Annotated in this window: 14 protein-coding genes; 8 read left to right on the top strand and 6 right to left on the bottom strand. The window is 67.9% G+C overall.

Going from position 1 to position 11829, the window contains the following annotated elements:
* Positions 1 to 42: 42 nt before the first annotated feature.
* On the bottom strand, positions 43 to 372 hold the full coding sequence (locus tag FHR19_RS09980) for a hypothetical protein (protein ID WP_184027768.1): 330 nt from the start codon (positions 370 to 372) through the stop codon (positions 43 to 45).
* A gap of 130 nt (positions 373 to 502) precedes the next feature.
* Positions 503 to 904: a GFA family protein gene (locus tag FHR19_RS09975; protein ID WP_184027765.1), complete on the bottom strand. Its 402-nt coding sequence runs from the start codon at positions 902 to 904 to the stop codon at positions 503 to 505.
* Positions 905 to 1007: 103 nt separating this feature from the next.
* Here FHR19_RS09975 and FHR19_RS09970 point away from each other — a divergent pair, with 103 nt between their 5' ends.
* Complete coding sequence (locus FHR19_RS09970; RefSeq protein ID WP_184027762.1) at positions 1008 to 3281, top strand: ATP-dependent helicase; 2274 nt, start codon at positions 1008 to 1010, stop codon at positions 3279 to 3281.
* A gap of 129 nt (positions 3282 to 3410) precedes the next feature.
* On the top strand, positions 3411 to 4460 hold the full coding sequence (locus FHR19_RS09965) for an acyltransferase family protein (protein WP_184027760.1): 1050 nt from the start codon (positions 3411 to 3413) through the stop codon (positions 4458 to 4460).
* 1 nt (position 4461) lies between these two features.
* Here the strand turns inward: FHR19_RS09965 and FHR19_RS09960 are convergent, their stop codons facing one another.
* Positions 4462 to 4776: a hypothetical protein gene (locus FHR19_RS09960; protein ID WP_184027758.1), complete on the bottom strand. Its 315-nt coding sequence runs from the start codon at positions 4774 to 4776 to the stop codon at positions 4462 to 4464.
* Between the two features lie 164 nt (positions 4777 to 4940).
* On the opposite strand from FHR19_RS09960, the gene FHR19_RS09955 reads away from it, so the two are divergent.
* Positions 4941 to 5765 carry an alpha/beta fold hydrolase gene (locus FHR19_RS09955; protein ID WP_184027756.1) on the top strand — a complete coding sequence of 275 codons (825 nt, stop codon included), beginning with the start codon at positions 4941 to 4943 and terminating at the stop codon, positions 5763 to 5765.
* Here the strand turns inward: FHR19_RS09955 and FHR19_RS09950 are convergent.
* Entirely contained in the window at positions 5762 to 6331 is a 570-nt protein-coding gene (locus FHR19_RS09950; protein WP_343053232.1) for a DUF2062 domain-containing protein, read from the bottom strand. The two genes, FHR19_RS09955 and FHR19_RS09950, sit on opposite strands and share 4 nt — an antisense overlap.
* Before the next feature lies 1 nt (position 6332).
* A complete protein-coding gene (gene smpB / locus FHR19_RS09945) occupies positions 6333 to 6815 on the bottom strand; it encodes an SsrA-binding protein SmpB (RefSeq protein WP_184027752.1) in 483 nt (160 codons plus the stop codon).
* 100 nt (positions 6816 to 6915) lie between these two features.
* Between smpB and FHR19_RS09940 the strand changes: the two genes are divergently transcribed.
* Positions 6916 to 7146: a hypothetical protein gene (locus FHR19_RS09940; RefSeq protein ID WP_184027749.1), complete on the top strand. Its 231-nt coding sequence runs from the start codon at positions 6916 to 6918 to the stop codon at positions 7144 to 7146.
* 143 nt (positions 7147 to 7289) lie between these two features.
* Positions 7290 to 7832, top strand: coding sequence for a fasciclin domain-containing protein (locus tag FHR19_RS09935; protein WP_184027747.1), 543 nt, complete (start codon positions 7290 to 7292; stop codon positions 7830 to 7832).
* Between the two features lie 28 nt (positions 7833 to 7860).
* On the opposite strand, the gene dapA is transcribed toward FHR19_RS09935, so the two are convergent.
* Positions 7861 to 8742: a 4-hydroxy-tetrahydrodipicolinate synthase gene (gene dapA, locus FHR19_RS09930; RefSeq protein WP_184027745.1), complete on the bottom strand. Its 882-nt coding sequence runs from the start codon at positions 8740 to 8742 to the stop codon at positions 7861 to 7863.
* Positions 8743 to 8813: 71 nt separating this feature from the next.
* Here dapA and FHR19_RS09925 point away from each other — a divergent pair, with 71 nt between their 5' ends.
* The 3 genes from FHR19_RS09925 to FHR19_RS09915 all read left to right on the top strand — a co-directional run bounded on the left by FHR19_RS09925 (position 8814) and on the right by FHR19_RS09915 (position 11771).
* Positions 8814 to 10868, top strand: coding sequence for a lytic transglycosylase domain-containing protein (locus tag FHR19_RS09925; RefSeq protein ID WP_246359464.1), 2055 nt, complete (start codon positions 8814 to 8816; stop codon positions 10866 to 10868).
* A complete protein-coding gene (greB, locus tag FHR19_RS09920; protein WP_184027743.1) occupies positions 10868 to 11353 on the top strand; it encodes a transcription elongation factor GreB in 486 nt (161 codons plus the stop codon). The genes FHR19_RS09925 and greB overlap by 1 nt, the downstream gene beginning before the upstream one ends.
* A gap of 130 nt (positions 11354 to 11483) precedes the next feature.
* Positions 11484 to 11771: an acylphosphatase gene (locus FHR19_RS09915; protein WP_343053231.1), complete on the top strand. Its 288-nt coding sequence runs from the start codon at positions 11484 to 11486 to the stop codon at positions 11769 to 11771.
* Positions 11772 to 11829: the final 58 nt, after the last annotated feature.

Below are 11829 nucleotides of genomic sequence, written 5' to 3'. Positions count from 1 at the left end.
GACGAAAGAAGGGGTGGCTCCTTCGCGAAGCCACCCCATCCATCAGCGCCGATACTGGCGGTCGTTCTTCTGCACCTTGATCCGCGCCGACAGCGCATCGAAGCGGCGGTCGAGGTCGCGGCGCTCCTGAAGCGAGAGCCCGCCGCCCGACCGGCGATAGCGGTTCTCCAAGACCGTCAGGTCGCGGAACTGCGCGCGAAGCCGCACCGCCTCGTTCCGGTTGAGCGCGCCCGAGCGGATGCCCTGATTGATCCGCTGCTCCAGCCGCGCCTGCCGGGCGTTGATGTTCTGCCACGCCTGCGCATTGGCGGCCATCGGAACCGAGGTGGCGGCGACGGCGAGGCCGGCGAGCATCAGCGAAAACTTCTTCATGATCTGTCTCCTCCAGAACCGGCCGGGGGCGGCCGATGGGGAGGGTTATGACCATCGGCTGTCGCGAAGGTTTCGCGGGGGCCGCCCGAAATTGTCGCAAACCGTCCCCGGCCGTCCCGGTTCGTTCAGGTCAGTCCATGCCCGGATACATCTCGAACCGGGGGAGCGAGCCGATGCTGTCCATCCACGGCAACCGATCGCGCACCATGATCTCCGCGCCCGGCGGCGCGGCTTCCGGCGCATCGAGCGTCGCCGACTGGATATCGACGATGCCAGGCAGGACCGCCGCGTTGCGGTAGAAAAGCCCCGTGCCGCAGGTGCCGCAAAAGGCGCGCATCGCGCCTGGCGAGGATTCGTAATCGGTGGGCGTGCCGCTGACCGTCACCTGATCCTCCTTGAAGGCGATCCAGCCGACCATCGGGGCGCCCGCCGAGCGGCGGCAATCGGCGCAGTGACAGATAGCGTGATGCTCGGGCTCGCCGATCGCCTCGTACCGCACCGCGCCGCATCGGCATCCGCCCGTCATCGTCATGAGACTTCCTCCCGCCTATTGTTCGATGTATGTTCTCACGCAATCCGTGGCGCCGCAAGCGCCTAACTTGCCGCCCCCCTGCCCCGACCTTACGTGCGAGCCGATGACCGATCCGCGAAACGCCCTTACCGACGCGCCCTATCTCAAGAGCCTGAACGAGCCGCAGCGTCAGGCGGTGCTGACCACCGACGGCCCGGTGCTGGTGCTCGCGGGCGCGGGAACGGGCAAGACCGCAGCGCTCACAGCCCGGCTCGCGCACCTGATCTATACCCGCAAGGCATGGCCGTCGGAAATCCTCGCCGTCACCTTCACCAACAAGGCGGCGCGCGAGATGCGCGAGCGCGTCGGCCGGCTGATCGGCGACGCGGTGGAGGGGATGCCGTGGCTCGGCACCTTCCACTCGATCGGCGCGAAGATGTTGCGCCGCCATGCCGAGCTGATCGGGCTGCAATCGAACTTTACGATCCTCGACACCGATGACCAGTTGCGGCTGCTCAAGCAGCTCATCACCGCTGCCGATCTCGACGAGAAACGATGGCCCGCGCGTGCCCTCGCCGGGCTGATCGACGAGTGGAAGAACAAGGGGCTGACCCCCGCTGATGTCGATGCGGGCGAGAGCGAGCGTTACGCGAACGGGCGCGGACAGGAGCTGTACCAGCAATATCAGGCGCGGCTGCTCGCGGTGAACGCCTGCGACTTTGGCGACCTGCTGCTCCACGCGCTGACGCTCTTGCGCAAGCACCGCGAGGTGCTGGAGCAGTATCAGCAGCGGTTCAAATACATCATGGTGGACGAGTATCAGGACACCAACAGCGTCCAGTATCTGTGGCTGCGCCTGCTGGCGCAGCAGCGCCGCAACCTGTGCTGTGTCGGCGACGACGACCAGTCGATCTATTCGTGGCGCGGCGCGCAGGTGGAGAACATCCTGCGGTTCGAGCGCGACTTTCCCGGCGCGACGGTGATCCGGCTCGAGCAGAATTACCGCTCGACCCCGCATATCCTGGGCGCGGCGGGCGGGGTCATCGCCAACAATGGCGGGCGGCTCGGTAAGACGCTGTGGACCGAACTCGATGCGGGCGAGAAGGTGCGCGTGCTCGGCGTGTGGGACGGGCCGGAGGAAGCGCGCCGCGTCGGCGAGGAGATCGAGAGCCAGCAGCGGCGTGGTCTATCTCTCGACGACGTCGCCATCCTCGTGCGGGCGCAGCACCAGACACGCGAGTTCGAGGACCGCTTCATCTCGATCGGGATGCCGTACCGCATCGTCGGCGGCTTCCGCTTCTATGAGCGTGCCGAGATCCGCGACGCGCTCGCCTATCTCCGCGTGGTGTCGCAGCCTGCCGACGACCTCGCCTTTGAGCGGATCGTCAACGTGCCCAAGCGCGGCCTCGGCGACAAGGCGGTGCAGAAGGTGCACCAGCTTGCCCGCGCCGAAGGACTGCCGCTGACGAGCGCGGCGGCACGCATCCTCGATACTGACGAGCTGACGCCGCAGGCACGGCGGTCGCTGGGCAATTTCGTCGGCGATATCGCCCGCTGGCGCCAGATGGGCCAGACGCTTCCCCACCCCGAACTCGCTCGCCAGATCCTCGACGAGAGCGGCTACACCGCCATGCTCCAGAACGAGAAGTCGGCGGAGGCGGCGGGGCGGCTCGAGAATCTGTCCGAGCTCGTCCGCGCGATGGAGGAGTATGAGAGCCTCGGCGCGTTTCTCGAGCATGTCAGCCTGGTGATGGAGCGCGAGGGCGGCGTGCGCCAGCCCGAGGTGACGATCATGACGATCCACGCCGCCAAGGGGCTGGAGTTCGACACCGTCTTCCTCGCCGGGTGGGAGGAAGGGCTGTTCCCCTCACAGCGCGCGCTGGACGAGGGCGGGACCGCCAGCCTGGAGGAGGAGCGCCGCCTCGCCTATGTCGCGATCACGCGCGCGCGGCAGCGGGCGACGATCCTGCACGCGGCCAATCGCCGCATCTACGGGCAGTGGACCAGTTCGCTGCCCAGCCGTTTCGTCGGCGAATTGCCGCCCGAGCATGTCGAGGTCGAGACCACCATGTCCGGCGGTGAGAGCCTGTGGCGCGCCAACTGGTCCGAGCGCGCCGACCCGTTCGCCGATGTCGGCCGCGGCACCGGCCGCGGGCCGGGGTGGCAGCGCGCGGCCGCCGGCGGCTTCACCCGCGATGCCCCGCGGGTGGTCGAGGCGCGCGCGTCGGCGATCAGCTTCGGCAACAAGGGGCGCGACGACTTGTCGACCGGGATGCGCGTCTTTCACCAGAAATTCGGCTACGGCACGATCGACGCGATCGAGGGCAACAAGCTGGAGGTCGAGTTCGAGCACGCCGGACGCAAACGCGTGATGGACAGCTTCGTCTCGATCGGTTGATCGAAATCAGCTTCAATCGAAACGCGGAGGTAAGGATCGCGGGGTTAAGCGGCCGTTATGAACCAGAGGGTCGCGCCTCCCCAACCTGCCCCTCACGTGCCTGCCGACGCGGCGCGTTGGATGGACGCGATGCGCGCCATCCTCGCGATCACCGTCGCCTTCTCGCATGGCTGGGGGCTGATCGTCGCCGATCACCGGCCGGGTGACGCGCTGGTCGGGCGACCGTTCTTCTTCCTCGCCGGCTTCGCGCATCCGGCGGTGATGCTATTCTTCGTGCTGAGCGGGTTCTGGATCGCCAAGAGCGTCGCCTCGCTCAATGCGCGCGGTTGGTCGTGGCGCGTGTTCCTGTCCGATCGGTGGAGCCGTCTTGCGATCGTGGTCTATCCGGCGCTGCTGATCGGCGGGCTGATCGACGCGGCCGGCCTCTGGTGGCTGCGAACGCCGACCCATCTGGGCCAGACCGACGTGTGGTTCCTGCCCAGCGACCTATCCCCGGCGCTGACGATGAAGGCGCTGGCGGGGAACTTCGTCTTTCTCCAGCACATCGCCTTTCACCCGCTCGGCTCGAACGGCCCCTTGTGGAGCGTCGCGTTCGAGTTCTGGTTCTACATCTGGTTCGCCGCGCTTTGGCTCGCGATCCGGCGACGGCGATTCGAGCCGCTGCTGCTGACGCTGGCGCTCGGGTTCGTCTCGCCGATGCTTGCCTATGGCTTCCTTTGCTGGCTGACGGGCGTCGCGGCCTACCACCTGCGTACGCGCAGTTCGCCGCGCTCGCTGGTGCCGTTTGGGTTCATCCTGGGGATCGCGCTGATCTGGGCGCGGATGGGTGACTGGTTCGGCGAGGACCTGATCCTCGCGAGCGCCGCCGCGCTGTTCGTCGCGGCGCTGGCGATGCGCGATCCGCGCTTTCCCGCGATCCTGGCCCCGATCGCCCGCTTCGGCGCGTCGAGCAGCTTCTCGCTTTATGCGATCCACTTTCCCATCATGACGCTGGCGGCGGGGCTGATCGTCGGCCCTGCACGACTGGCGCCGGGCATGGCGGCGATCGGGGTGGTGATCGCGGTGCTTGCCGGGACCATCGCCGTCGCGCACGTCTTTTCCCGGCTGACCGAGGCGAGAACGGCCGTGCTCCGCCGGTGGCTGACCGCCCCGCGCGGCGCGGCCCAACCCGCCGAATAGATCAGCGCTCGACCGCGAAAACAACCTCGCCGCCGTACTTGTCGTCGAGCGGGTTGAATTCATGGAACACGTCGAACGGCTCGTCGGTGCGGCCGATGTTCGACAGACCGATCAGCTTGAACGTGCCGAGCTTGGTCTCACGGGGCGGATTGCCGTTTAGGCGCACCGTCACGGCATCGACGAACATGTCGCCATGCCGCGTCCAGATCGCGTGCGGGGCGAGCAACACGTCAGTGCGATTATAGGTCGCCGCCACGCACGCCTTGCGGACGATGGCTTCGAAAATGGTCGGCGCGGGGCCTTCGGGCTGGGTCAAGGGAGCATTCCTGTGCTTCAAAAGCGAGGCCCGCCTAGCGCCTCTGCCGCGGTGCAGCAACAATCGGTTCGCGCAAGCTCGGTTCCCTCCGGCGCAATCGTCCGGTCACGGAACGCGGCTATCGCCGGCTCGTTCGCGCTATCCTGAACGAGGAGTTTAACGACATGCCCTATGTGAAGACGCAGGACGGAACCGATCTGTACGTCAAGGACTGGGGCAGCGGCCGCCCGGTCGTGCTCATCCATGGCTGGCCGCTCAACGCCGACAGCTGGGAGCCGCAGGCGATTGCGCTGGCCGAGGCCGGGTATCGCGCCATTGCCTATGACCGGCGCGGGTTCGGCCGGTCGGGCCAGCCTTGGGGCGGGCACGACTATGACACTTATGCCGACGACCTGAAGGCGGTGCTGGAAGCCGCGGGCGCGACCGAGGGCGTCGCCCTGGTCGGCTTTTCGATGGGCGGCGGCGAGATCGCGCGGTACATGAGCCGGCATGGCGGCGCGGGCGTGACGCATGCCGCGCTGATCGGTTCGGTCGTACCGGGTATCGTCCAGAGCGACGCCAACCCGCACGGCGTGCCCGAGGCGCAGCTGGCCGAGATCGCCGGCCAGATCACCAAGGATCGCGCGAAGTTCTTCCAGGGCTTCTTCCGCGACTTCTACGGCGTCGGCCTCGTCAGCCACCCGGTGAGCGACGCGTTCCTTCAGGATAGCTGGAACGTCGCGATGCAGGCCAGCCTGCATGCGACGCTGGAAGCGGCCAAGGCGTGGGGCTTCACCGACTTCACCCCGGACCTCACGGCATTTCAGGTGCCGACGCTCATCATCCACGGCACGGGCGATGCGACGGTGCCGATCCAAGCGACTGCGCATCGGGCGGTCGACGGGATCGCCCGCAATCAGCTGGTGGAATATGCCGGCGCGCCGCACGGCCTGTTCGCCACCGAGAGCGATCGCCTGACGAAGGACCTGCTCACCTTTCTGGGCGGCTAGTCCTCGTGGCGATGGTGCCGCCGCCGCCATTTGGCGGCGGTGCGCACTCGCCAGAACCAGTCAGCAGCGAAATAGCCAACGAGCGCGCTGACCGCCGAAATGACGAGCAGTCCGAACAGCATCGCCGGCGCAGCTTCCGAAAACAGCCAGCCGAGCCACTCCGACACGCTGGCCTTGGTTTCGATCAGCGCCATGAAGCCCGATACGTCGGCGCTTCGCCTCAACAGGAAATTGCCGAGCCACGCCGAGGCGAGCAGGATGAACGGCGTGGTCAGCGGGTTGCTAAGGAACGTCATTCCCGCCGCGATCGGGATGTTTGCCCGGAACGGCAGCGCCAGCATCGCCGCCCCCGCGATCTGAAGGCCGGGGATCATTAGGAAGATGCCGACGAACAGGCCGAGCGCGGTGCCGCGCGGCACCGACCGGCGGGTGAACCGCCACAATTCGGGCGCAAGGACGCGGTGCGCGACAGGGCGCAGGATGCGGACCTGCTCCAGTTGCTCGCGCGTCGGCACGTTCGCCGCGATCTGGCGCGCCAGCCAGTCCTTGCGCTTCTTGGGCTTCACGTCAGCCGCGGTCGCGCAGCAGGCGCTGCTGCTCGCGCTTCCAGTCGCGCTCCTTGATCGTCTCGCGCTTGTCATGCGCCTTCTTGCCCTTGGCGAGCGCCAGCTCGACCTTGGCCCGCCCGCGTCCATTGAAATAGATGCTGAGCGGCACGAGGGTCATCCCCTCGCGCGCGACCGCGCCGTGGAGCTTGGCTATCTCACGCGCGTGAAGCAGCAGTTTACGCGGCCGCTTGGGCACGTGATTGTGCCGGTTGCCGTGGCTGAACTCGGGGATGTTAGCGTTGACGAGCCACACCTGTTCGTCGCGTACCTCGGCATAGCTTTCGGCGATCGACCCCTCGCCGAACCGCAGCGACTTCACCTCGGTGCCGGTGAGCGCCAGCCCCGCCTCATACACGTCCTCGATGAAATATTCGAAGCGGGCGCGCCGATTCTCGGCGACGATCTTCTTCTTGTCGAATGTGGTGGGGCGCGGACGTGACATGGGAGGGCGGGAGATAAGCGCGGGCGACGCGAAAGGGAAGCGCGGCTTGCAACGAACGGCGCCAGTAGGCATCATCGGCACACTGTGCGAGGAGATCGCGATGCTGACGTCCATCCTGATCCTCACTTTCGCCGCTGCCAACCCTACGGGACAGGCACGCGCGCGCGATGCCGGTTCGGTCTCGACCATCGGCCAGCCGACCAATACCTACGGCCATGCCAAGGCGAGCGAACGGGCCATTTGCCTGCGCAACAAGATCAGCAAGCAGAACGAATGCCGCACGCGGGCCGAGTGGACGCGTGTCGCGGCGCAGATGCGGCCCGAGCGCTGACCCCATCCGGCCGGGGAGCGGCGTCGGTACCGCCCCTTGGCACCCTCATCTTTGGTCCATGTCGTCGTCCAGTCGACGACGAACCACGTACCTGTTCGCGTCGGCCCCGTCCCCTCATGGGGCCACGATCAGGAGATTGGATGATGAACGCTCGCTTTTCGGCTCTGATGCTGTCGGTCGCCCTCGCCGCGTCGCCGGCGATGGCCCAGAAGAACCCGATGGTCGGCGGTGCCGCCATGTATTCGACCAAGGACATCGTCGACAACGCCGTCAATTCGAAGGATCACACGACCCTCGTCGCCGCGGTGAAGGCCGCCGGCCTGGTCGAGACGCTGAAGGGCCCCGGTCCGTTCACCGTCTTCGCGCCCACCAACGCCGCCTTCGCCAAGCTGCCCGCCGGCACCGTCGACACGCTGGTGAAGCCCGAGAACAAGGCGACCCTGACCGGGATCCTCACCTATCACGTCGTCCCCGGCCGGATCATGGCCGCCGACATCGCCAAGAAGATCGCCAAGGACGGCAGCGCCACCTACACCACGGTGCAGGGCGGCACGCTGACCTTTGCCAAGGCGGGCAAGGGCTACACCGTCAGCGATGCCAAGGGGAACACGGCGAACATCACGATCGCCAATGTTCGCCAGAAGAACGGCGTGATCCACGTGATCGACACCGTACTGATGCCGTAATCGCCGAATCCCGTGCCGGGCTGGTCGTTCAGATCAGCCCGGCATGGGCCAGCGCGGCGTCGACCGCCGCCTTCGACGCCGCCGATGGCTCGGTCATCGGCAGGCGCAGTTCGGGCGAGAAGCCGGCGCGCACCTTCGACAACGCATACTTGATCGGGCCGGGTGAGGCGTCGCTGAACAGCGCCATGTGAAGCGGGAACAGCCGGTCCTGAAGCGCCAGCGCCCCCGCATGGTCGCCGCCCGCGATCGCCGCCTGGAACTCGGCGCACAGCCGCGGCGCGACGTTCGCCGTCACCGAAACGCAGCCGCGCCCGCCCATCGCGACGAAGCCCAGCGCGGTATCGTCGTTCCCCGACAGCTGGCAGAAATCCTCGCCGCACGCCGCACGCTGCATCGACACGCGTGCCAGCACGCCCGTCGCATCCTTCACGCCGACGAACACACCGGGAAAATCGGCCACCAAGCGCCCCATCGTCTCGACCGCGATGTCGGTCACGGTACGCGCGGGCACGTTGTAGAGCACGATCGGAAGCCCGCCCTCAGCCGCCAGCTTGGCGAAATGCGCATAAACGCCGTCCTGGTTGGGGCGGTTGTAATAGGGCGGCACGAGCAATGCCGCCGCCGCCCCGGCATCGCGCGCGGCGTGCATGTGTTCGAGCGCCACCGCCGTGTCGTTCGACCCGCAACCGGCGATCACCGGCACGCGGCCTGCAGCCTGCTCGATGCAGACGGCGAGAACGTGGTTGTGCTCGGCGATCGACATCGTCGCCGCCTCCCCCGTCGTCCCACAGGGGACGAGCGCGGCCGATCCTTCCTCGATCTGCCAGTCGATCAGCGCGCGAAACTGAGCCTCATCGAAGCGGCCGTCGCGAAAGGGCGTGGCCAACGCCGGAATCGAACCCGAGAACATGTGGAGGAAACTGCCCGTCAAGAGGATTTTCGGGGGCGACAGATAGGGCGGGCGTGCATATCCTGTCCAGCATGGCAGCTATGTTTTCCAAGCTCGTCCTGATCGGCGCCGGCGTATCGGGTGCCGCCCTGACCGCACAGACGATGGTGCAGCCCCTGCCCCAGTCGTACCCTGCGCAACGTCAGAGCTGGCCGCCCCGCGGGCTCGACCAGGTGGTCCCCACCCAGACTGCGCCGCAAACGGCGCAGCCGACGCCGCAGGCCACCTACGACCCGCTGGTGGCGACCATCGACACGTGGAAGCGGCTGCAACAGTCCGACAGCTGGCCCTTCTTCGACTATGCCAATTTCCTCCTCGCGCATCCGGGCTGGCCGGGCGAGAGCGGGCGGCGGCTGGCGGCAGAGGCGGTGCTGGACAGCGGCGCGACCTCGCCCGCGCTGGTGGCGCGCTTCTTCGAACGGTTTCCGCCCACGTCCGGTGCTGGGCGAGCGCGTTATGCCGAGGCGCTGATGGCGCTCGGCCGGACCGGCGAGGCGCAGGAGCAGGCGCGGCTCGCCTGGCGGCGCGGGCCGCTTCGCCCGACGGACGAGGCCAAGCTCATCACCGGCTTTCCCGGTGCGATCGGCCCCGCCGACCATGACGCGCGGATGGACGCGCTGCTGTGGGAAGGTGCGACGAGCGCGGCGCAGCGGCAGCTGGCGCTGGTGTCGCCGGGACGGCGCGCGCTCTACGCCGCGCGCCTCGCTTTCCGCACGCGGGCGGTCGATGCGTCGAGCTACGACGCGGCGGTGCAGCCCGCCGATCGCGACGATGCCGGCTACATCGCCGACCGCGCGCAGTGGTTGCGGAATGGCGGATCGAGCCCGGCGGCACGCTCGTATCTGGCGCAGCCGCGGCGGACGCTGACCCCGCCCGCCGATGTCGAGGCGTGGTACGAGGTGCTGCTCGCCAATGCCCGTGGCGCGGCGGCGGATCGGCAATATCAGGTCGCCTACGATATCGCGCGCCAGATCGACGATGCGTATCCAAGCGGCACCGACGTCTCGACGCGACCCTATGGCGAGCGTGACGACTATACCTCGCTTGCCTGGCTGGCGGGGCAGACGGCGCGCCGCAACCTCAGCCGCCCCCGCGATGCGGCGTACATGTACGCACGTTATGCCGGCGGATCACGGACGCCGCAGACGCAGTCCAAGGGCTTTTACTGGGCGGGCCGCGCGTCCGAAGCGGCGGGGGACGGAGCGGCGGCGCAGAATTATTACGCACAGGCCGCGCAGTGGCCCGACCTCTATTACGGCCAGCTCGCGTCCGAGCGGATGGGCCGTGCGATCCCGCGCGTGGCGGAGGGCGCGCCCGCCCCGGTCGATCCCGCCGTCCGAGACGCCTTCTTCCGGCGCGAGGTGGTGCGGGCGACGCGGCTGCTCGGACAGCTCGGGCGCACCGCGGACCAGTCGCTGTTCGTTCGCCAGATCGCCAACGACGCGAAGAGCGCGTCGGACCACGCGCTCGCCGCCGAACTGGCGGGCCAGATCAACCGCCCCGACCTGCGCGTCATGGTGGGGCGCAGCGCCTCGCTCAACGGGCATGTCGCACTCGTCGGCACCGGATATCCGACGCTGCCGACCAACGGCGCCGCCGCGGCCAACTTCACGATGGTCCATGCGATCGCGCGGCAGGAGAGCCAGTTCGACCGCAATGCTGTCAGCCGCGCGGGCGCGCGCGGGCTGATGCAGCTCATGCCCGGCACCGCGCGGGAGCAGTCGGGCAAACTCGGCCTCGGCTACAATCTTGCCGGACTGACTGGCGATCCGGGCTACAACGTCCAGCTCGGCTCCGCCTATTTCCAGCGGATGCTCGATTATTACGGCGGCAGCTATCCGCTGGCGGTCGCCGCCTACAATGCCGGCCCGGGCAACGTGAACAAGTGGCTGGCGGCGAACGGCGACCCGCGCCAAGGCCGCGATATCGTCGAGTGGGTCGAGGACATTCCGATCAGCGAGACGCGCGGCTATGTCCAGCGGGTGCTGGAGAATGCGGTGGTGTACGACCTGCTCTACCCCGACCGCGCGCGGTCGCGGGGGCCGGCGAACCTGTCCTTCTATCTCGGCAAGTCGCGCCCCGGCTGATGGAACCGCGTCCGAACTACATCACCCCGGCGGGGTACGCTGCGCTCAAGGCCGAATACGACCAGCTGCTCGGCACCGAGCGTCCGGCGATCGTAGAGGTCGTGTCTTGGGCCGCGGGCAATGGCGATCGCTCGGAAAACGGGGATTACCTCTACGGTCGCAAGCGGATGCGCGAGATCGACCGGCGGCTGGGCTTCCTCGCCAAGCGGATGAAGGCCGCGAAGGTCGTCGATCCCGCCCGCGCGGAAGATCGCGGACGCGTCTTCTTCGGCGCGACGGTCACGATCGCGGACGAGGACGACAACCAGCGCACCGTGACGATCGTCGGCGACGACGAGGCGGATGCCGGCACCGGCCGCATCGGCTGGCACTCGCCGATCGCCCGTGCATTGAAGGGGGCGGCGGTCGGCGACCTGCGCACGGTCGAACTGCCCGCCGGGCCGCGCGAATATGAAGTGCTGTCGATCGCCTATCCCGACGCCTAGGCGCGGCCCCGTGCGACCAAGCTGGCTCCCGCTGCGACAGGCCGCATTTTGGCCATGCTGCACTGCGAGCCTGTGCTGCTAGGGTCGCGATGCCGCAATGACGGCAACGGGTTCAGGTACGGGATCGAGAATGACGGTAATGACGACGCAGCGGTTGATCGTGTCGGGACGGGTGCAGGGCGTCGGCTATCGCGACTACACGGTGCGGCAGGCCAAGGCGCTGGGCGTGACCGGCTGGGTCCGGAACACGCGCGATGGCCGCGTCGAGATGCTCGCCTCGGGTGACGACGAAGCGCTGGAGCGGTTCGTCGAGGCGTGCCGGTCGGGCCCGGCGCTCGCCCGCGTCGACGCCATCGACGCGCGGCCGGACAATGAAGAGCGCAGTGCCAAGGGCTTCACGAAGCGCTTCACGGCCTGATCGAGCGACAGGCATGAAAAAGGGGCCACGGAGATGATCCGCGGCCCCTTTTTCCATA

The organism is Sphingomonas yantingensis (assembly GCF_014199325.1).
GTDB lineage: Bacteria > Pseudomonadota > Alphaproteobacteria > Sphingomonadales > Sphingomonadaceae > Sphingomonas > Sphingomonas yantingensis.
The sequence above is the reverse complement of the archived record's forward strand: the minus strand, read 5'-3'. Positions and strand labels throughout refer to the sequence as shown.

Excerpts from the sequence above, each read along its gene's own strand:
- FHR19_RS09965 (WP_184027760.1), top strand. The coding sequence starts at position 3,411 with ATGCGCGCCATCCTCGCGATCACCGTCGCCTTCTCGCATGGCTGGGGG.
- dapA (WP_184027745.1), bottom strand. The coding sequence starts at position 8,742 with ATGTTCTCGGGTTCGATTCCGGCGTTGGCCACGCCCTTTCGCGACGGC.
- FHR19_RS09935 (WP_184027747.1), top strand. The coding sequence starts at position 7,290 with ATGAACGCTCGCTTTTCGGCTCTGATGCTGTCGGTCGCCCTCGCCGCG.
- FHR19_RS09925 (WP_246359464.1), top strand. The coding sequence starts at position 8,814 with ATGGCAGCTATGTTTTCCAAGCTCGTCCTGATCGGCGCCGGCGTATCG.
- FHR19_RS09975 (WP_184027765.1), bottom strand. The coding sequence starts at position 904 with ATGACGATGACGGGCGGATGCCGATGCGGCGCGGTGCGGTACGAGGCG.
- FHR19_RS09980 (WP_184027768.1), bottom strand. The coding sequence starts at position 372 with ATGAAGAAGTTTTCGCTGATGCTCGCCGGCCTCGCCGTCGCCGCCACC.
- FHR19_RS09955 (WP_184027756.1), top strand. The coding sequence starts at position 4,941 with ATGCCCTATGTGAAGACGCAGGACGGAACCGATCTGTACGTCAAGGAC.
- smpB (WP_184027752.1), bottom strand. The coding sequence starts at position 6,815 with ATGTCACGTCCGCGCCCCACCACATTCGACAAGAAGAAGATCGTCGCC.
- greB (WP_184027743.1), top strand. The coding sequence starts at position 10,868 with ATGGAACCGCGTCCGAACTACATCACCCCGGCGGGGTACGCTGCGCTC.
- FHR19_RS09970 (WP_184027762.1), top strand. The coding sequence starts at position 1,008 with ATGACCGATCCGCGAAACGCCCTTACCGACGCGCCCTATCTCAAGAGC.
- FHR19_RS09915 (WP_343053231.1), top strand. The coding sequence starts at position 11,484 with ATGACGGTAATGACGACGCAGCGGTTGATCGTGTCGGGACGGGTGCAG.
- FHR19_RS09940 (WP_184027749.1), top strand. The coding sequence starts at position 6,916 with ATGCTGACGTCCATCCTGATCCTCACTTTCGCCGCTGCCAACCCTACG.